We start from the raw sequence: 17443 nt of genomic DNA on the forward strand, positions 1-17443 counted from the left end.
GGGGCGGCCTGGATTCAATCCATGGCGACGGAAGTCTGGGTGAAGAGCGACCTGAGCTGACGCCGCGCAGCCTGTCTGACGTCGTAGTCCGTGGAGACGGCGGCCAGCCCAGCGCAGAATTCAATATCGCCGTAGCGGCGTGCGTCTTGATCGCACCGCCTGACCCAGGGCGCGGCGGTCGCTTCCCCTCGCTGAAGCAAGGCGCGGGCCTCCTCGCAGACCGTCTCGGCGTCGTCGGTGCAGCCCTGTGCGAAGGCTATGTAGGCCAGATAATCGGCGTCTGCCTCATCCCGGAGGGAGCGGCCGCGCCTCTCGAAAATCGCCTCGCCAAGGAAGTGGCAGCCTTCGCCGTCGATCAGGATGGCGTCGTTGTGCAGAAAGCAGGCCTGCGCCAGCGCGTTGAACGCGAGGTCGAGATCACGCTCTACGCCGGTCCCTGTGAGGTACATCCAGCCGAGGTATTTGCAGGCATAGGGGCCCTGACCCGGATCATCGCTGTTGCAGGTGCGCGCCAAACTCTGCCTCGCACGCGTGTAGTCGCGCAGTTGCCGGTTCTGGAGATACAGCTTGCCGGCCTCATAGCAGCCCGACGTCATGATGCGAGCCGCGCAGGACATGTCGTAATGCTCAAGCGCCGAGCGCAGGTCGCCGCCGCGCGCCGCGCTGACGCCCCGGCTCCAGCAGGTGTCCACGTTGTTCTCGACCTCGCACGGCGCGGACTCGGCCGCCGAAACGCGGGGGTGAATGGGGTAGTTTGGAAACGAGACGCCGTCCGATGCCCGCTCCCGCCCTATGTCGCGCATGCGCGCCAGCAGACGGTCCGGGACGCGCTCAATGCTGCCGGGGTTGCACGGCAGCCGGGCGAGTTCCTTCCCGCCGCGGCTGACGCTCAGTAGTCCAAAAGGATGAAGGGCGGATGGGTCGGGCTGGGTTCCGTTGCGAAAGCCGGCGGCGAAACGGTAGGTGGTGTCGCCATTGGCGAAGGTCACAATCTCGTCGACCGTCCCTGCCGCGCCGCTGTCGCGCCGATAGTCGAGATCGGCCAAGGGACTCGACAGGGTCAGCTCCGGTTCGCTGTCCGGAGGCCCGTAGCGATAGGTCGCGCGGCTATGCGCGAGCGACACGGACGCCTCCCGGGCCTGCCCCTCGATCCGGCAAGCGAGGACGATCTCTTCGCCCGGACGGTCCGTCGCGGCGACTGCGTCCGACGTCCAGACGCCCGCCACGGTCAAGCTGCAGGCCAGGACGCGCAACCCGATCGAGCCGGTCGTCTTCTGTCTGAACCCTCGTCCTTTGCGCGCCATCACCGTCAACTCTCCCCTCGGTAAGACCAGATGCTGCACGCACGCGCTGAAAATACCAACCGCCCCAGAGGGCGTTCGACGCCCGACATGTCAGGCTGTGGTCAGCGCGGTGAGATCATGGGGCGAACCGACCGCCATTATCGGCATCGACGACGATAGACAGGGAGACGTGCCGGGGGCGCGAAAGGGCAAACAGAACCGCTTCGACGATATCCCTTGTGGTCGCACGCTCGCCCTTGGCGCGTTCGGGCGAGAGACGCCAGTTCTCTCCATCGGGTTCGGCGTCATCGAGATAGGGCGGGTGAACGACAAGGGACCGGACGGGCGTGCCGTTCAGCATCTGGGCAAGGCCGTCCGCCAGAGCGTCCTGAGCCCGCTTGGCCGCGTAGAAGGGAACGGCCGCCGTCTGCAATGCGGCGCTGGGCAGACCGCTGATCGACCCTATCGTGACGATGTCCGGCCGTGCAGACCTGTGCAGCAGGGGGAGCAGATCCTGAGTCAGCAGGTAGGCGCCGGATACGGCCGCATTGATCACGCCCAGGACCTCTGCCGACGTGTGCGGTTCCGACCCGCGTTCGAGCCACATGGCGCCGTTGTTGATCAGGATGTCGATCGACTCGTGCCGAGCGCGGATCGCCGCGACGGCGGCGGAAACGCTGCCCGCATCGGCCAGGTCCAGAGCGATGATCGTCGATTCCACGCCGCTCCGATCAAGGATGGTCGCCGCCGTCCGCTCCAGCCCCGTGGGGTCACGCCCGCAGAGGATGGGGCGGCAACCGGCGTCCGCCAAGGCGATCGCCAGCGCGGCGCCGAGGCCCCGCCCTGAGCCGGTGACGACGGCGGCGGCGTTATGGAGTGCTGGCATGGTCAGGACCTATCATTCGCAGGTGATCGTGAGGAATGATCAAGGATGTCAGGGGCGCGCGGCCCACTCTCGCCGCAGCATGGCGTAGATGAATTCATCCCCCCAAGCGCCGTCGAAGCGGTCGTTTTCGATCAGGTGAGCCTCTCGGCGGAAACCGAGGCGCTCCACGAGGGCGACCGATCCGGCGTTTGCGGTGTCAAGGCGGGCGAAGATCCGGTGCAACGCGATCTCTTCGAATCCTATGCGGACCAGGGCGGCGACGGCTTCGGCGGCGAAGCCCCTGCCAGCCCACGACGGATTGAAGATGTAGCCGATCTCTCCCTGGGCTGCAGATCGACTGGCCAGTTTGAGCAGGACTTCGCCGACCAGACAGCCGTTGTCCGCCAGGGTCACGGCTAGACGGAACACGTCGCCGTCGGAAACAAGTTTCGCGTTCATGGCTTCCGCGAACTGCGCCTGCAGGGCGTCGCCTTCGGGCGGCGAGGCATAGAGATAGCGATAGACCTCCTTAAGCCTGTGGTAGGCCGCATAGGCCGGGAAATCGGCGCTTGTGAACGGCCTGAGGATCAGGCGATCGGTCGTCAGGGGAAACAGGTCCAAGCTTAGCATTCCCGCTATCTGGGCATGGCCGGGCCGAACGTCCACAGTTGGCGCCCTGGCTTGTTGTCGCAGGGCGCAAGAGCTGCCTTCCTTTGAGCGATGTCGGTTCGAGGTCATGCCGTCAGCCTTGGTTTTCGGTTGCACGAGGGTGATCCTTGGCCCTCGAGAGACTGACCAATCCGGCCAGGAGAGCGAGCGCGCCGCCGATCCCCCAGGCCGAGCCGGGGCGCTGTTCCAATGGGCGTCAGGGTGAAAAGCAGGGTCATCAGGACGGCTCCGGCCGTCTGTCCCGTCAGCCGGGCGGCGCCCTGCAAGCCGCCTGAAGCTGCGCTGCGTTCCAGGGGCGCTGAAAGGAACATGTTGCGGTTGTTGGGCGTCTGAAACAGGCCGAACCCCAGGCCGCAGGCGGCGGCGAACAGGAGCATCGGTCGGACGTCTTGCCCCAGAGGCCACAGCGCCGCGCTCACGAGCCCCAACCCCAGGCCGAGCCCGCCGACCGCACACAGCCAGGCGGTGGGGAAACGGTCCGCGAGCCGACCGGCAGCGACGGCGGAGACAGCTACGCTGAGCGGCCAGACCGTCATATAGACGCCCGTTGTGGAGGCCGACTGGCCAAGCACAGACTGAAGGTAGAAGGGTAGGGCCACCATAGCCGCAGCCTGGCCCGTGAAGCAGAAGACTGAGGCGATCACCGAGAGGCGAAGAGCCGGCTGGCGAAGCAGATCGAGCGGGATCAGCGGCGCCGCCTTGGGCGCTTCCCGGCGCACCAGCAGGCCAAGGCAGACCAGGCCTGAGACAGCCAGGCCGATTGCGAGGAGCGGTCGCGCCAGGAACAGCTGGGCTCCAATGAAGAGGCTGGCGAACATCGCGCCGCTCAAGGCCATGCTGGCGATATCGAGGCGGTGAGATCCAGCCGGGGTGCGGGGCAACTGCCGGGAGGCCGCGAGAACGGCGAGACCCAGGGGAATATTGACGGCGTAAAGCCATGGCCAATGGGCGTGGGCGAGGATCAGGGCCCCGACGCCAGGCCCCGCCGATGAGGCGAGCGCGACCGTCAGTGCATTCCATCCTATGGCCGCGCCCAGTCGTTGAGGCGGCACCGAAAACCGCAGCAGGGGAACGCCAAGCGCCAGGATCGCCGCGCCCCCCAATCCCTGAAGAGCCCTGGCCGCGACCAGCCCGTGGAGCGAGGGCGCAAATGTGCAGAGCACCGAGCTCAGGATGAACAGCCAGACCCCCGCTGCGAAAACCCGGCGGCAGCCGAACCGTTCACCCATGGCGGCGGCGGGCAGCAGGGCGACGAGCAAGGCCGTCTGATAGGCGGTGACGACCAGCACCGCTGCGGCGGGAGAGACGCCAAGGGCTCTGGCGATGGTCGGCAGGGCCAGGTTCGTCATCCCGGCGTCGAGCACGACCAGGGTCATCGCCGTCAGCACCGCGCCCACAGCCAGAGGGCGCCGGGAATCCGGTATTGCGCCGTCGGGTGTCGTCGCCGGTCCGACCGCGGCGGGACCCTGGGGGATCATGCGGATGTCTGTTCGGTGGTCCAGATTCCGTTCTGTTCGACGTATCGGGTCAGGCGGCGATGCTGTCGGTCCTCTACCCGCAGGTCGCGTTCGGTGAAGCGGAACAACAGAGCGCTGTCGCTGATGCAACGGGTGTCGTGGATATCGCCGGGAAGGTAGAGTTGGACCTCGCCCGCGCGGACCAGCTTGGTGTTGCGCTTGACCAGCCGGACATCGCCGTCTTCGCCCTCGACCCGGGCATAGGTTCCCATTTCGATTTCACCCTGCTGGATTCCGTAAAGCACCCAGCTGCGCCCGTGGTCGTGCGGCGGCCGATAGAGGCCCGCCTGTTCGGCATGAGCAAGCAGGACGAAGCCATGATCAGCGTCGCGATAGAGCTCTTCTGAAGCGGGCTGGTTCGCGTTGAGGGCCGCAAGCCAAGCCTCGCGGGGAGAGGCCTCGAGCAGCTCTTCCATCTGTCTCTGGCAGAACCCGGCCAGTTCGCTCGTCAGCGGCCCCCATTGGGACCGAACGTTTTGAGTGAACGACTGCAGCGCCGTCTTGACCATGATCCATCCTCCGTTTGCGTACCGGAGAAAATACGTCGCCTCTGACATTGCGGAAGGCGCAGCATTTGCATGTTATTAGTGCATCAAGCGCCATATCTTCGGGGCTTGTCTGGGATCAAACCATGGCGCTTCCTGACCTGAATCTCTTGATCACTCTGGATGCGCTCCTCACCGAAGGCAGCGTCGCGGGAGCCGCCCGACGGCTAAGTCTCAGCCCCTCGGCGATGAGCCGCGCGCTGGCGCGACTGCGCGAAACGACCGGCGACCCCTTGCTGGTCAGAGCCGGGCGAGGGCTGGTCCCCACGCCCCGGGCGGCCGAGCTTCGGGACCGCGTTCGTCAAGTCGTTGACGATGCCGGGGCGGTGCTGCGTCCCGACGACCGACTTGATCTTGGAAAGCTGACCCGGACCTACACCCTGCGGACCAGCGACGGCTTCGTAGAGAGCTTTGGACCGCGTTTGCTGGAGAGGGTGGCGGAGGACGCGCCCGGCGTCCGCCTGTTCTTCCTCCAGAAGACGGACAAGGACAGCACGGCGCTTCGTGAAGGACGCGTCGATCTGGAAACCGGTGTCATCGAAGACACTACGGGCCCGGAGGTGCGCAGCCAGTCCCTGTTCCGGGATCGACTGGTCGGCGTTGTCCGGGAGGGGCACCCTCTGGGGCGCAGCGGCGCGATCGACGCGTCAACTTACCTGAAGGCCTCGCACGTCGTCGTTTCCCGTAGCGGACTGGAGGAGGGCGCCGTCGACAGTCCTTTTCTGCCGCCAGGCGCGCAGCGCGCGGTCACGACCATCGTCAGCGGATTCTCGGCCGCTCTGTCGCTGGTTCGCGCCTCCGACCTCATGGCCACCGTCCCGGATCGTCATACCCGCAGCCTCCGCGAAGGCATGGTCAGCTTTCCGCTTCCTATCGCGTCGCAGGATTTCGCCGTGTCGATGCTGTGGCACCCACGAATGGATGCTGATCCCGCTCACCGCTGGCTAAGACACTGCGTTCGGCAGGTGGCCGCCTAGACAGACTGGCCCGGTCCTGGCGCTTTGAAGAGGTCGAAGGCGTCTGCTTTTGCGGCAAGTCCTTGACGCCAAGCCTAAAGCTGAGAGGCGAACCTCAGCGCGGCTGGGAGCGCGGCGTAGGGAGCCGAGCCGTGATCCTCGTCGTTCAGCACCTCGAGCCGGACGCCGCCTTTCGCCAGGAGGCTGCGGCTGTTGCTGATCATGCGGCGGGCGAGGTGGTCCTGGGAGAGCCTATCTCTCTCTTCTTCGCTGCCGACGAAGACCATCAGATCATCGGCGCCGGTTGATCCTGAAGGCTGAGCCTGGATGACCGAAGGGTTCGACCAGATCGAGGGGCCGACGGCGATATAGCGCGCGAAGGGTGCGGCCAAGGCGCGGGCTTCAAGAGCGAACAGCCCGGACATGGAGTGACCCAGAAGAGTGAGGTTTGTCGTGTCTGCGCCTTCGGCCTCGATCAGGGGAAGGACATCGACCGCCAGACGTCGCAGCAGTTGCTGTCCACGAGACGGCTTGTCCTGTTGTTCTGGCGCCGGCGAAAAGCCGAACGCCGCCTGGCGGTCGGCGCTGTCGTCAAGCTCTATGCCCACAATCATCAGGGGGACGATGCGGGTCTTGGCGGTGCGCCGAGCGAGGCGCTGCGCCATTTCTGCGGCCGCTGTGAAAAAGGCTTCGCCGTCGAGCAGGATCAGGGCCGGCCAGCCTTGCGGCGGCGGCGCGCTTTCCGGCGTGCTGATCCAGAGCGTCAGGCTTGGGGCCTCAGCCTCAGTCGAGAGATGCATTGCGCGACAGCCTCCCGTCAGGGGCGGGGCGGCGATGGCGAAGGGAGAGCACGGGGACGTCATTGCACGACCCTAGCCGATCTTGGCTCGAACGTGTATTGCGACGCATTCGCTAAATGGAGGTCGGCAAATTGGCGGACGCTGAACGCGCTGCGCCCGATGCGGTGGCGGCCTATGGTCGGGATGTCCGAAAGAGGTTTGTCGCCCTCAGTGTGCTGGCCTTGCTGGCCGCGGCGGCTCTGATTCTGGATGTGGTCACGGGGCCGTCTACGATCTCGCCCCTGGTGGTGCTGAAGGGCGTATTCGATCCGGCGGCGCTCAGCACCGCCCAGCAGGCCATCGTCTGGCAGGTGCGTTTGCCCTACGCCCTGATGGCGACGCTGGTCGGCGCCGCCCTGGCCCTGGCCGGGGCTGAGATGCAGACGGTGCTCAACAATCCATTGGCCAGCCCCTTCACCCTGGGGGTGTCGTCGGCGGCCTCGTTCGGGGCCTCGCTGGCGATTGTGCTGGGCGTGGGGGCCAGTTTTATCGGGTCGGACTGGCTGGTGCCGCTGAACGCCTTCGTCTTCGCCTTCGGCTCGGTTCTGGCCTTGCAGGCGCTGGCGCGGATGAAGGGATCGGGGGTGGAGAACATCGTCCTGTTCGGCATTGCCCTGGTCTTCGCCTTCAACGCCCTGACGGCCCTGGTGCAGTTCCTGTCCTCGGCCGAGGCGCTGCAGCAGCTGGTGTTCTGGACCATGGGGTCGCTGTCGCGCGCCACCTGGGGCAATGTCGGGGCTTTGGCGCTGGTGGTGGCGGTGGTCACGCCGTTTTCGCTGCTGTCGTCGCGTGGCCTGACGGCGCTGCGGCTGGGCGAGGACCGGGCCATGAGTTTCGGCGTGGACGTGAAGCGGTTGCGCTTTCTGTCCCTGCTGCGGGTCAGCCTGCTGTCGGCGACGGCCGTGGCCTTTGTCGGCGCCATCGGCTTCATCGGCCTGGTTGGACCGCACATCGCCCGCCTGCTGGTCGGCGAGGACCATCGCTTCTTCCTGCCGGCCAGCATCCTGTCGGGCGCGATCATCATGTCGCTGGCCTCGGCGGCGTCCAAGGCCATCGTGCCTGGGGTGCTGATGCCGGTCGGCATCGTCACCGCCGTGATCGGCGTGCCGGTCTTCCTGCTGCTGATCTTCCGCAACGGAGGCCGGGCATGACGGGGCTGTCGGTGCAGGACCTGAGCGCCGGCTACGGCGGGCGGCCCATTGTTGAAGGGTTGAGCCTGCCGTCGCTCGACGCCGGTGAAGTCGTCTCGGTCGTGGGGCCCAATGGGGCGGGCAAGAGCACCTTCCTGCGGGCGCTGGCGGGACTGATCCCAGCCAAGGGTTCGATCCGGCTGGATGAGGTTGAGCTGACAGGTCTGTCGCTGGCGGACCGGGCCAAGCTCGTCACCTACATGCCCCAGACCCTGCCGCAGGGCGTGGCTCTGACGGTGCTGGAGACGGTGGTGGCCGCCATTCGCGCCACGCCGCTCGGCGGCGCAGCCTTCACCGACGCTCAAGCCGTCGAGCGCGCCTTTGAGGTCTTGCAGCGCATCGGCGCCGAGGCCCTGGCCGGGCAACGGCTGGACCGGCTGTCGGGCGGACAGAAGCAGTTGGCGGGTCTGGCACAGGCCTTGGCGCGCGAACCCCGCCTGCTGCTGCTGGACGAGCCAACCAGCGCTCTGGACCTCTATTATCAACTGCGGGTGCTGGACTTGGCGCGCGAGGCGGCCGCCGAGCGGGGCATGACGGTGATGATCGTCCTGCACGACCTGCAGGCGGCGGCGCGGGTGTCCGACCGGATCGCCGTCATGGCCAAGGGAAAACTGGTTGCCTTCGGAACGCCGGACGAGGCGATCACGCCGAAGATACTGGCCCAGGTCTATCGCGTCTCGGCCCGCGTCCAACGCTGCGATCACGGGGCGCTGCAGGTCATGATCGACGACGTTCTGACGCCCTAAAGCCCTTTCCCATCGAGGGGGAAGGGAGAAGCGCGGCGGCGCCCCAAGAAAAAAAAGCCCGGCTGCATCTGCGGCCGGGCCTTTCCCTATGCGGTTCTGATCGGGATCAGGGACGGATCAGCGTCACCACGTCCCCGGTCGGATCGACCGGGACCGGCGTGCCGGCCGGGGCGTTGCGCGGCAGGCCGCGCGCCTTGTTGGTGACGTAGACGGCGTTGGTGGCGCGATCGATGGCGATGGTCTGGGGGAAGGTGCCGGTCTGGAGCTCCGCCTTCACCGCATAGGTGTCGGCGTCGATCACCGTCACCGTGCCCGCGCCGCGGTTGGCGACATAGATCTGTTTGACGGCGCCGTTGTAGGCGACGCTGAGCGCGCCTTCGCCGGTGGCGACCTTGTGGATCAGGGCGCCGGTGTCGGCGTTGAGAACCGTCAGCTCGCCCGACTTCTGGTTGGCGACGAACAGACGGCGACCGTCAGAATCCACAGCCACGTTGATGGCCGACTCGCCGTGCGAAGCCCACTGACCGACCGTTTCGCCGGTGGCCAGGTCGATGGCGGCGACGTCATTGCTGGCCATGCCGGTGACGTAGAGACGATTGGTCGAGCCGTCGAAGGCGGCGCCGGTCAGGCCGCCGACCGGGGCGGCGATGGTCCGCTCCACCTTGTGGGTCGCGCCGTCGATGACCCAGATCAGGTTCGGGCGCGAGTTGTCGCCCGCGTCGCCGCCGACGACGGTGACATAGGCTTTGTTGCGCTGTTCATCGACGATGACCTCGCGCACGTGGGCGCTGTCGTCTTCTTCATCCTGACGGATGACAGCGACGACGGCGCCGGTCTTCAGGTCGATGGCCGAAACGGCGCCGGTGCGGGTGTCTGTGCCATAGAGGATTTGGGTGCGGCTGTTCAGGCCGAGGCCGTAGAGCGGACGATCCGAGACATTGATCGGCGCCTCGGCGGCCAGGGTCTGGCCGTCCAGGCGGACGATCTGGGCCTGGTTGGCGCCGCGCGGGCCGACGGCGGTGACGTAGATGTCGTTGTCGGCCGGATTGAAGACGATCTCATACAGACCGCCGGGGGCGACCTTGACGGTCTTCTCGATCGACTGGGCCGAGACGACCGAGGCCGTCGAAAGGGCGATGAGGCTGGCGGCCAGAAGGGCGCTGTGGCGCAGGGCGGTCATGGGGTCTCTCCTTGGATGGACGTCAGGCGGGGACCAGATCGGTCCAGTAGTCGCCGTGATAGGGCACAGCGAGGAAGCGCTCGTTGATGGCGGTCAGGGTCGCGTGCGGGTCGAGGTCGGCGAACAGCTCGGGCTGAATCCACCTGGCCAGAACCTCGGTGGCGACGATGTCGATGGGCGAGTTGATCAACTGATGCGACAGGCCGTGGACCTTGCCCTCGCGCACCGCCTTCAGGGTAGACAGGCCGCGCCGATCGGCCACGCGCTGCAGCGAGGCGCGCGAAGTCTCGACGTCGTATTTCGGGCCGACGACGAAGCCGCCGGTCTTCTCCAGATGCGGGCCGCCGGTGGCGATGTAGAGGTCGGGATCGCGCTCGACCACGAACTCCAGGTTCAGCTTGCCCGACGGCTGCTTCAGCACCTCTGCGCCGATATTTCGGCCGCCCACGAAGGTCAGGTAGTCGCCGATGTTTCCGGCCCCGACCGAGTTGCAGCAGTCAGGGCCATTGCCCGCGTGAGCTTCCAGGAAGACGGTCGGCTTCTGTTCGTCCTTCAGCCCGGCCACCCGGTCGGAGATGACCTTGAGCTTGGCCGCGCGGAAGGCGTTATAGGCCTCGGCCTGTTCCTCTCGGCCGATCAGGCTGCCCAGCAGGGACAGGCTGCGCGACTGGTTCTGGAAGGGGTGCTGGAAGAAGTCGAGGTAGGCGACGCGGACGTCGGCCTGCTCCAGTTGGGCCGCCTGGGCGTCGGTCGGGCCGGAATCCAGCGAGACCAGCGCCACCTGCGGCTGAGCGCCCAGCACGGCTTCGACGTTGAAGGCGGCGGCTGAGCTTGGCGTCTTGGGCAGGGTCGCCAGAGCGGGGAACCTGGCCAGATAGGCGGCGTAGATTTCGGGGCTGAGGCGGTTCACGTCGCCCGCCCAGGCGGCCAGCAAGCTGACCGGATCGGGGTGGATCAGGGACAGGGCGATCAGGAAGCGGCTGTCGTCGATCGATAGCTTTCCGATGGGCGGCGTGACCGCCAGCGGACGGTCGCGCAGGTCCTTTAATAGCGAGGAGGGGCCTGCCTCCTCGCGACGGGAGCAGGCGCCGGCGCCAGCCATCAAGGCGGCGGCGCCCAGCAGAAGAGCGCGACGGCCCGGTTCGAAATCCATCATCCCCATCCTCAGAACTCCCAGCTGACGCCCATCCAGTAGCGACGGCCGTCGCCCTGGAAGTCGTAGGTCGCCACGTTCAGCACCTTGTCGGTCAGGTTGTAGACGCCGAGCTTCAGCGTCACGTCGTCCCGCACGCGCCAGTTGGCGCCCACGTCCAGCAGGGCGTAGTCGGGATAGCGGCGGCCGACCTGGCGCGGGCCGTCCATGACGGGTTCGCCGTTGATGCCGACGCGCAGACCTGCATTGATTTCTTCGCCATGATAGGAGCCTGCGGCCCACAGGTTCAGGCGGTCGGTCGCGGCATAGTCGGCGCGCAGGCTGGCCATGTGCTCGGGCGTGCGCGACAGGGGCAGCCCGTCGTAGAGACCGCCTTTCTGGGCCGAGTCCGTGTAGGTATAGCCCGCCTTGATCGCGAGCTGGTCCGTTGCCTGCCAGCGCCCGCCCAGCTCGACGCCCTGAATGCGGGCGTCGTTGATATTGTACCAGTAGTAGAGCTGATACAGGGCGTCTTCGCTCCAGCGAAGGACCTCGGGCAGGTCGCAGACGCCGTTGCTGTTGGCGTCCGGTCCGCAGACGCGATCAGAATCGATCTTGTCCTTGAAGTCGGTGCGGAAAATCGTGGCGTTCAGCGACAGCGTCGGGGTCGGGCGCCACAGGGCGCTGACCTCATAGTTGACGCTGCTCTCCGGCTTCAGGTTCGGATCGCCGATGATGACGCCGCACAGGCCCGCGCCATAGTTGCAGTTGGCGCCGCCCGTCTCATAGGCATAGCCGTCGGCCACGGCGCGGATTTCGGGGGCGCGGAAGCCGGTCGAGACGCCGCCCTTGATCGTCAGGGTCTCGCTGGGGCTCCACACGGCATAGGCGCGCGGGCTCCAGTGGTCGCCATAGCGTTTGTGGTCGTCGATCCGCAGGCCCAGCGTCAGGGCCAACTGCGGCGTCAGGGTCCATTCGTCCTCGACGAACAGGGCGCGCTGCCAGACCTCGAAAGTCTTGGCCAGATTGTCGCGCTCGCCGGGGTTGATGTCCTTCAGACTGTTTTCGATCCACTGGCCGCCGAAGACCAGGTTGTGATCCCCGAGCGGCGAGCCCGTCAGCGGCAGGTTGAACAGGGCGTCGAGGACGGTGTTGGTCAGTTCCGGCGCGCGCGGGTTGCGCACCATCTCGCCGGTCGCATCAGCCGTGAAGATTTCGCGCGAGGCTTCTTCGCGCATCAGCGACAGGGCGCTGGTCCCCCAGTTCCAGTCGCCGTTCCATGACAGGGAGGCGCTGTCGCGGCTGTGTTCGTTGCGCGTGTTGCGGGCGGTCGGAGCCAGGGTCCTGCCCGCCGTGCTGAAGCGGTCGATGCGGGTGGTGTCGGCTTGCAGCAGGATTTTGTGGTCGGGGGTCGGGGTCCAGGCCAGACGGCCGGTCAGGCTGTGTTCTTCCGAGCCCATGGCGCCGGTGCTGCTGGGGGCGTTGAAGATGTCGTCCTCGGCCCGGTCATAGGCACGACCCCAGATCTGGGCCCCCAGCTTGCCGCCGACGATGGGACCGGCCAGGTAGAACTGACCTTGCGCCCAGTCTCCGCTGTCGCCGCTTTCCTGGGCGACATAGTCGGCGGCGATTGATCCGCCCCAGCGGTCAGGGACCTTCCTGGTGATGATGTTGATGACGCCGCCGATCGCATCAGACCCATAGAGGGACGACATCGGCCCGCGCACCACCTCGATCCGCTCAATGGCCGAGACGGGCGGGGTGAAACTCTGTTCCAGACCGCCGTTGCCGTTGACGCGGGCGTCCCGCGTCGACTGCCGCCGACCGTCCACCAGCGTCAGGGTATAGGCCCCCGGCAGGCCCCGAATGAAGATGTCCTGAAAGTTCGAGCCGCCGCTGACCGACACGCCCTCGACGTCGCGCACCGCGTCGAACAGGTCGGCATAGGCGCGGCTTTCCAGCTGTTCCGCCGTGATCAGGGTGATGGTCGCCGGGGCCTGCTCGATCTTCTGCGCTCGGGTCGAGGCCGTGACCACGACGTCATCGACGGTCGTCACGCTCTGGGCCAGGGCGGCGGACGCCGCCAGCAGGCTGGCGGAGGTAAGCAGAGCTATCTGGGCTGTGCGATTCATGGGAGCTCATTTCATACCGGACGCGACAAGCGTCAGTGCGTAGTGAGAATCATTGTCATTTGCAACGCTCACGTTCGGTCGCGACGCTTCGCCCCTGGCTGGACTGTCAGGCGCCGTCGCCGAGCGCTGAGGCGGCTGCGGCGGAGAGAGGCTCAATGCGGAAATGGATGCCTTCCGCCAGACGGTAGCCCATGCCGTGAAGCAGGCGCTGTACGGCGTCCGCCACGTCGTCGTCCTGGACCTCGATGATCCTGTTCTGCTGTACACAACTGAGGCTGATGGTTTGCGTCTCGCGCCGAAGCCGAAAGAAACGCCGGGCGTCGCGCCGCGCCGCCACCTCGGCGACGCCCAGCTGGCTCAGAAGATTGAGAAATCTCGACACGGCGGCGCGCGAGACATGACTCCCGTTCCTGCGGGCGGCGGCAAGGGCGCCGTCGACGTCGAGGGGGTGTTGGGCGAGCAGAAGGACGTGCAGAACGTCCTGTCTTGCGCGGTTCAGAAGTAGGCCCTGAGCCGCCAGCAACTGGTGGATTGTCGTTTCAGTGTGGCGATCCACATCGGCGGGCGGAGGTTGGGGCATGAGGTTGGACGGCGTATCGGGATTGATCATCGTGCACAGACCAGGGCGTGACAGGGCGAAGGCGTAAGACCCCCGCCTGATCGGCAGGGGTCTCAGTTGAAGCCTTCGCGTCAGCGGGCCGGGCGGATGCGCAGGACGCTGTCGTTGCCGTCGCTGCTCCAGCCGGATTTGACGGCGGCGTAGATGTTGCCGCGCCCGTCGGTCGAGACGTGGTTGGCCACGGGCGGCGCGGGCAGGTTGGCGACGATGCGGCCGTCGACGTCCGTCACGGTGACGGTGCCCGCGCCGAAGGTGCTGACGAAGGCGCGACGCGACCTGGGCTCGAACACCACGTTCAGGGCGCCGGCCCCGACCGGGGTGTCGGCGATGACCGAACCGTCCGCGCCATTCAGGACGACCAGATTGTCGGTGCCTTGCGCGGCCACGAAGATGCGGTTGGTCTGGGCGTCATGGGCGACGCCGATCACGCCGCGCGCGCCCGGCACCGGATAGACGTGTTCCACCTCGTCGGTGCGGGTGTTGATGACGGCGATCTCGTTGGTCGAGTTCGACGCCACATAGAGGCGGTCGGCGGCGCGGTCGTAGGAGACGCTGGCGGCGGAGAAGGTCTCGCCGCGCACGGTCGAGTCGATCTTGATTCGCTTCGACACCGACAGGGCGGCGGTGTCGAAGACGACGATCTCGGGCTGGAAGGTGGCGCTGGCGTAGGCCTTGCCGTCCTGCTCGTCGATGACGACGTCGCGGGCGTGGTTGACCGTGCCGGGCTCGAACTGACGGACCAGCGACAGGTCCGACTGGCGATAGACGGCCACCGTGTTCTGGCGGCTGTTTGTGACCCAGACCGTGTCGTGGGCGTCATCGACGCCGACGCCATAGACGGCGAAGACGCCGCCGTCCTGGACCTGACCGTCGCGGCCCGGTCGGTCGGGGGCGTCTGCCGGGGTGATGCGGGCCTCGACCGCCAGGGTGTCGGCGTTCAGACGCAGCAGTTCCGATTGCAGCACCGGCGGGCGGCCGACCGCCGACGTGGCGAAGACGGCGTTGCGCTTGGCGCTATAGGCGGTCTGATACAGGCCGCGCGTCGGCTGAACGCTGGTGACGCGATAGGCCGCCTCGCCCGACAGGGGCACGGTCGGCGAGATCTTCAGATTGGCCAGGACGGCGTTGTAGGGCGCCTGGGACACGGCCACGATCGGGTGGTTGCCGGCGCTCGCATTGGCGGGGATCGACAGGCGGGCTTCAAAGCCGCCCTCGGCGTTGGCGACGACCGGGCCGGTCGACAGCGCCGTCTGGCCGTACATCAGGATGACCGACTGACCTGGGCGGAAGCCGCGACCCGTGGCGACGACCTCGCCGCCGGCCAGCACCGGCTTGCCCCGCTGGGCCGAGGCGAAGCTGACCTGGCCTTCCTGCAGGCGCTCGGGGGCCGAGAACAAGGCCTGGGCCGAAGCGGCGGCGGGGAGGGCGACGGCCGAGACCGTCAGAAGGGCGCCGAGGGTGACGCCGCGAAGGGAGTTGCGGAGGTTGGTCATGACTGTGTTTTCCGGATCAGAAGCGGGTGGTCAGGCCGACAAAGAAGCGGCGACCGGGGGAGTAGTAGCCATCGCCTGCGCTGCCGCTGATCTTCTCGGCGAACAGGTTGGAGACGCCGGCGCGCAGCGTCACCGTGTCGGACGCTTCAAAGGCGGTGGTCAGGTCGAACTCGGTGCGCGCATTGGTCAGGGTCGAACCGCCGCTCAGCTGTTCGCCGGTATATTGGGCCGACAGCATGAGCCCCAGGCGGTCGGTCGCCCGCCAGTCCAGCGAGGCGTAGCCCGACCATTCCGGCGTGGTGATCAGGTTGGCGCCCGTGTCCAGGTTCTTGGCCTCGATCATCCAGGTGGCGTTCCCGCGCAGGGTCAGGCCGTAAGGCAGGTCGGCCTGGCCGGTCAGCTCCAGCCCCTTGGTGCGGGCGCGCTGGATGTTCTCGTTCTTGGTCCACCAGCGCCCCTCGAAATAGCCGAGCGGCGCGTACTGGATCTTGTTCTCGAAGTCCGTGTGGAAGTAGGTGGCGCCGAACCGATAGGCGGGGCCGTCATAGGCGAAGCCGATCTCGTAGCTGGTGCTTTCCTCGGGTTTCAGTTTGGGGTTGCCCGCCATCCAGCAGCCGCCCGAGGCGTAGATCAGCGGATTGCCGTTGCCGTCCAGGATCGGATTGCCGTTCTTGTCCTTGGCGACCATCCCGACCAGGCCCCGGCAGCCGTTGCCCCCGGAGTTGGTGGCGGCGCCGGCGCTGTTTTCTTTCAGGGACGGTGCGCGGAAGCCCTTGGACACGCCGCCGCGCAGGGTCCAGGCCTCGGTCGGGCGCCAGACCAGATAGGCGCGCGGGCTGAAGTGCTCGCCGTATTTGTCATGGCTGTCGAGGCGGCCGCCCAGGGTCAGCAGCAGGTTCTCGCGCAGGGTGATCTGATCTTCGGCGAAGATCGCCGCCGTATCGCCCGTCAACGTGGCGCCGGTGATGACGTTGCCGTCATAGTCGATCGGCACCGTGCCGATGGTGTCGGTGTTGGTCAGCTCTTCCTGGCGATACTGGGCGCCGAGCGCGAACTTGTGCAGCCAGACGAAGGTCTTCTCGAAATTCCACAGGCCGTCGACGATCCACTCCTGGAACTCGCCGGAGCCGCCGTACTCGCCCATCGCCTTGTTCTCGAAGGCGTTGCGATAGACGTCCAGGCGCGTCTGGCCGAACGACCACTGGCCTTCATGGCTGGCCCGGAAGTTGGTGCGCTCGGTCTCGGAGCCGAAGGCGCTTTGCGGCGTCGGCACGCCGTTGCGGTTCGGCACGAGCAGTTTGGGCGCCAGGGGCTCTTCCACCCCGTAGTTGGCTTCGAACGAGACGTTCTGGTTGTCGAGCGGCGCCCAGTTCAGCACGCCGTTCAGGCTCTTGTTGACGACCCCGCCCGTGCCGTTGGCGCCGGCGATATTGACCTCGTCCGGATTGGTGCGGGCGTAGGTCGCGCCCAGGCGCAGGCCCAGGGTTTCGGTGATGGGGCCAGCCACGTTGACGCCCAGTTGATAGGCGTCGCCGCGCTCGGACTCCTCGGACCAGGTGTAACTGGTGTTGGCCGAGCCGCGCCATGTCGGGGCGATCTTGCGGGTGATGATGTTGATGACCCCGCCCATCGCATCCGAACCGTAGAGCGACGACATCGGGCCGCGCACCACCTCGATGCGCTCGATCATGTCGGGCGAGATCCAGTTCAGGTCCTGGCGGCCCAGGTCCGGGCGATAGCTGATGTCGCGCGAGTTGCCGACGCGCCGACCGTCCACCAGCACCAGGGTATAGTTGTCGGGCAGGCCGCGGATGGTGATCTTGGACATGGCGCCGGTCGGGCTGACGCCGCCCGTCACGCCGGGCAGACGGCCCAGCAGTTCGCCGAGGCTTTGAACCGGCTGACGCTCGATCTCTTCGCGCGTGATGACGCTGACCGACGCCGGGGCGTCACGCACATCGACGCCCGTCGCCGAGGCGGTGACGACGACGTCCGAGACGGTCGTGGCCTGCGGCTCGATTTTGGCGGGGCTCGCCAGGGCGGGAGAGGCGGCGAGCAGGGTGGAAGTCATCAGGCCGAGCCCGATGCGGCGTTTGGTATGAAGCATCTGTGCCCCCGAAGGCGTGCGTTGAAAGGGCGGGAACCGCCCGGTTGGGGAGGAATGCTCACGCTTGTGAGCGACAAGCGCTTCTAATAATCATTCGCATTATAGGCTCAATGACGCACTCGGCATGGGGCGCATTCGCAATCGGGCATGAGCCTTCACCTGCTGGACAA

At 66.8% G+C, this 17443-nt stretch carries 15 protein-coding genes; 3 read left to right on the forward strand and 12 right to left on the reverse strand.

The features are described 5' to 3' along the window. Positions 1-14 precede the first annotated feature (14 nt). The 5 genes from DXK21_RS01625 to DXK21_RS01645 form a co-directional block, all read right to left on the reverse strand. Entirely contained in the window at positions 15-1304 is a 1290-nt protein-coding gene (locus tag DXK21_RS01625; protein ID WP_211305949.1) for a sel1 repeat family protein, read from the reverse strand. 115 nt (positions 1305-1419) lie between these two features. Beyond that, complete coding sequence (locus DXK21_RS01630) at positions 1420-2169, reverse strand: SDR family NAD(P)-dependent oxidoreductase (protein WP_114816042.1); 750 nt, start codon at positions 2167-2169, stop codon at positions 1420-1422. 48 nt (positions 2170-2217) lie between these two features. Continuing rightward, entirely contained in the window at positions 2218-2778 is a 561-nt protein-coding gene (locus tag DXK21_RS01635; protein WP_114816043.1) for a GNAT family N-acetyltransferase, read from the reverse strand. 104 nt (positions 2779-2882) lie between these two features. Beyond that, complete coding sequence (locus DXK21_RS01640) at positions 2883-4295, reverse strand: MFS transporter (protein ID WP_114816044.1); 1413 nt, start codon at positions 4293-4295, stop codon at positions 2883-2885. Beyond that, positions 4292-4843, reverse strand: a complete 552-nt coding sequence (locus DXK21_RS01645) for a cupin domain-containing protein (protein ID WP_114816045.1) — start codon at positions 4841-4843, stop codon at positions 4292-4294. The genes DXK21_RS01640 and DXK21_RS01645 overlap by 4 nt, the downstream gene beginning before the upstream one ends. A 122-nt stretch (positions 4844-4965) precedes the next feature. On the opposite strand from DXK21_RS01645, the gene DXK21_RS01650 reads away from it, so the two are divergent. Further along, on the forward strand, positions 4966-5856 hold the full coding sequence (locus DXK21_RS01650) for a LysR family transcriptional regulator (RefSeq protein ID WP_114816046.1): 891 nt from the start codon (positions 4966-4968) through the stop codon (positions 5854-5856). Between the two features lie 74 nt (positions 5857-5930). Here the strand turns inward: DXK21_RS01650 and DXK21_RS01655 are convergent, their stop codons facing one another. Then, the gene (locus DXK21_RS01655) at positions 5931-6635 is read right to left on the reverse strand and encodes an alpha/beta hydrolase (protein WP_245945045.1); all 705 of its coding nucleotides are present in this window, start codon (positions 6633-6635) and stop codon (positions 5931-5933) included. Positions 6636-6766: 131 nt separating this feature from the next. On the opposite strand from DXK21_RS01655, the gene DXK21_RS01660 reads away from it, so the two are divergent. Beyond that, a complete protein-coding gene (locus tag DXK21_RS01660) occupies positions 6767-7825 on the forward strand; it encodes a FecCD family ABC transporter permease (RefSeq protein ID WP_114816093.1) in 1059 nt (352 codons plus the stop codon). Continuing rightward, positions 7822-8610 carry an ABC transporter ATP-binding protein gene (locus DXK21_RS01665; protein ID WP_114816048.1) on the forward strand — a complete coding sequence of 263 codons (789 nt, stop codon included), beginning with the start codon at positions 7822-7824 and terminating at the stop codon, positions 8608-8610. The genes DXK21_RS01660 and DXK21_RS01665 overlap by 4 nt, the downstream gene beginning before the upstream one ends. Positions 8611-8716: 106 nt before the next feature. On the opposite strand, the gene DXK21_RS01670 is transcribed toward DXK21_RS01665, so the two are convergent. The 6 genes from DXK21_RS01670 to DXK21_RS01695 form a co-directional block, all read right to left on the reverse strand. Beyond that, complete coding sequence (locus tag DXK21_RS01670; protein WP_114816049.1) at positions 8717-9790, reverse strand: YncE family protein; 1074 nt, start codon at positions 9788-9790, stop codon at positions 8717-8719. 22 nt (positions 9791-9812) lie between these two features. Beyond that, positions 9813-10943 carry an ABC transporter substrate-binding protein gene (locus tag DXK21_RS01675; protein ID WP_245945047.1) on the reverse strand — a complete coding sequence of 377 codons (1131 nt, stop codon included), beginning with the start codon at positions 10941-10943 and terminating at the stop codon, positions 9813-9815. Between the two features lie 11 nt (positions 10944-10954). Further along, complete coding sequence (locus DXK21_RS01680) at positions 10955-13054, reverse strand: TonB-dependent receptor domain-containing protein (RefSeq protein WP_114816051.1); 2100 nt, start codon at positions 13052-13054, stop codon at positions 10955-10957. A gap of 106 nt (positions 13055-13160) precedes the next feature. After that, positions 13161-13664, reverse strand: coding sequence for a transcriptional repressor (locus tag DXK21_RS01685; protein ID WP_114816052.1), 504 nt, complete (start codon positions 13662-13664; stop codon positions 13161-13163). Positions 13665-13744: 80 nt separating this feature from the next. Further along, positions 13745-15166, reverse strand: a complete 1422-nt coding sequence (locus DXK21_RS01690; RefSeq protein WP_114816053.1) for a YncE family protein — start codon at positions 15164-15166, stop codon at positions 13745-13747. A gap of 16 nt (positions 15167-15182) precedes the next feature. Continuing rightward, entirely contained in the window at positions 15183-17273 is a 2091-nt protein-coding gene (locus tag DXK21_RS01695; RefSeq protein ID WP_114816054.1) for a TonB-dependent receptor domain-containing protein, read from the reverse strand. Positions 17274-17443 lie beyond the last annotated feature (170 nt).

Source organism: Brevundimonas bullata, assembly GCF_003350205.1.
In the GTDB taxonomy this organism is placed as follows: Bacteria; Pseudomonadota; Alphaproteobacteria; order Caulobacterales; family Caulobacteraceae; genus Brevundimonas; species Brevundimonas bullata.

Excerpts from the sequence above, each read along its gene's own strand:
- DXK21_RS01625 (WP_211305949.1), bottom strand. The coding sequence starts at position 1,304 with ATGGCGCGCAAAGGACGAGGGTTCAGACAGAAGACGACCGGCTCGATC.
- DXK21_RS01630 (WP_114816042.1), bottom strand. The coding sequence starts at position 2,169 with ATGCCAGCACTCCATAACGCCGCCGCCGTCGTCACCGGCTCAGGGCGG.
- DXK21_RS01635 (WP_114816043.1), bottom strand. The coding sequence starts at position 2,778 with ATGCTAAGCTTGGACCTGTTTCCCCTGACGACCGATCGCCTGATCCTC.
- DXK21_RS01640 (WP_114816044.1), bottom strand. The coding sequence starts at position 4,295 with ATGATCCCCCAGGGTCCCGCCGCGGTCGGACCGGCGACGACACCCGAC.
- DXK21_RS01645 (WP_114816045.1), bottom strand. The coding sequence starts at position 4,843 with ATGGTCAAGACGGCGCTGCAGTCGTTCACTCAAAACGTTCGGTCCCAA.
- DXK21_RS01650 (WP_114816046.1), top strand. The coding sequence starts at position 4,966 with ATGGCGCTTCCTGACCTGAATCTCTTGATCACTCTGGATGCGCTCCTC.
- DXK21_RS01655 (WP_245945045.1), bottom strand. The coding sequence starts at position 6,635 with ATGCATCTCTCGACTGAGGCTGAGGCCCCAAGCCTGACGCTCTGGATC.
- DXK21_RS01665 (WP_114816048.1), top strand. The coding sequence starts at position 7,822 with ATGACGGGGCTGTCGGTGCAGGACCTGAGCGCCGGCTACGGCGGGCGG.
- DXK21_RS01670 (WP_114816049.1), bottom strand. The coding sequence starts at position 9,790 with ATGACCGCCCTGCGCCACAGCGCCCTTCTGGCCGCCAGCCTCATCGCC.
- DXK21_RS01675 (WP_245945047.1), bottom strand. The coding sequence starts at position 10,943 with ATGGATTTCGAACCGGGCCGTCGCGCTCTTCTGCTGGGCGCCGCCGCC.
- DXK21_RS01680 (WP_114816051.1), bottom strand. The coding sequence starts at position 13,054 with ATGAATCGCACAGCCCAGATAGCTCTGCTTACCTCCGCCAGCCTGCTG.
- DXK21_RS01685 (WP_114816052.1), bottom strand. The coding sequence starts at position 13,664 with ATGATCAATCCCGATACGCCGTCCAACCTCATGCCCCAACCTCCGCCC.
- DXK21_RS01690 (WP_114816053.1), bottom strand. The coding sequence starts at position 15,166 with ATGACCAACCTCCGCAACTCCCTTCGCGGCGTCACCCTCGGCGCCCTT.
- DXK21_RS01695 (WP_114816054.1), bottom strand. The coding sequence starts at position 17,273 with ATGCTTCATACCAAACGCCGCATCGGGCTCGGCCTGATGACTTCCACC.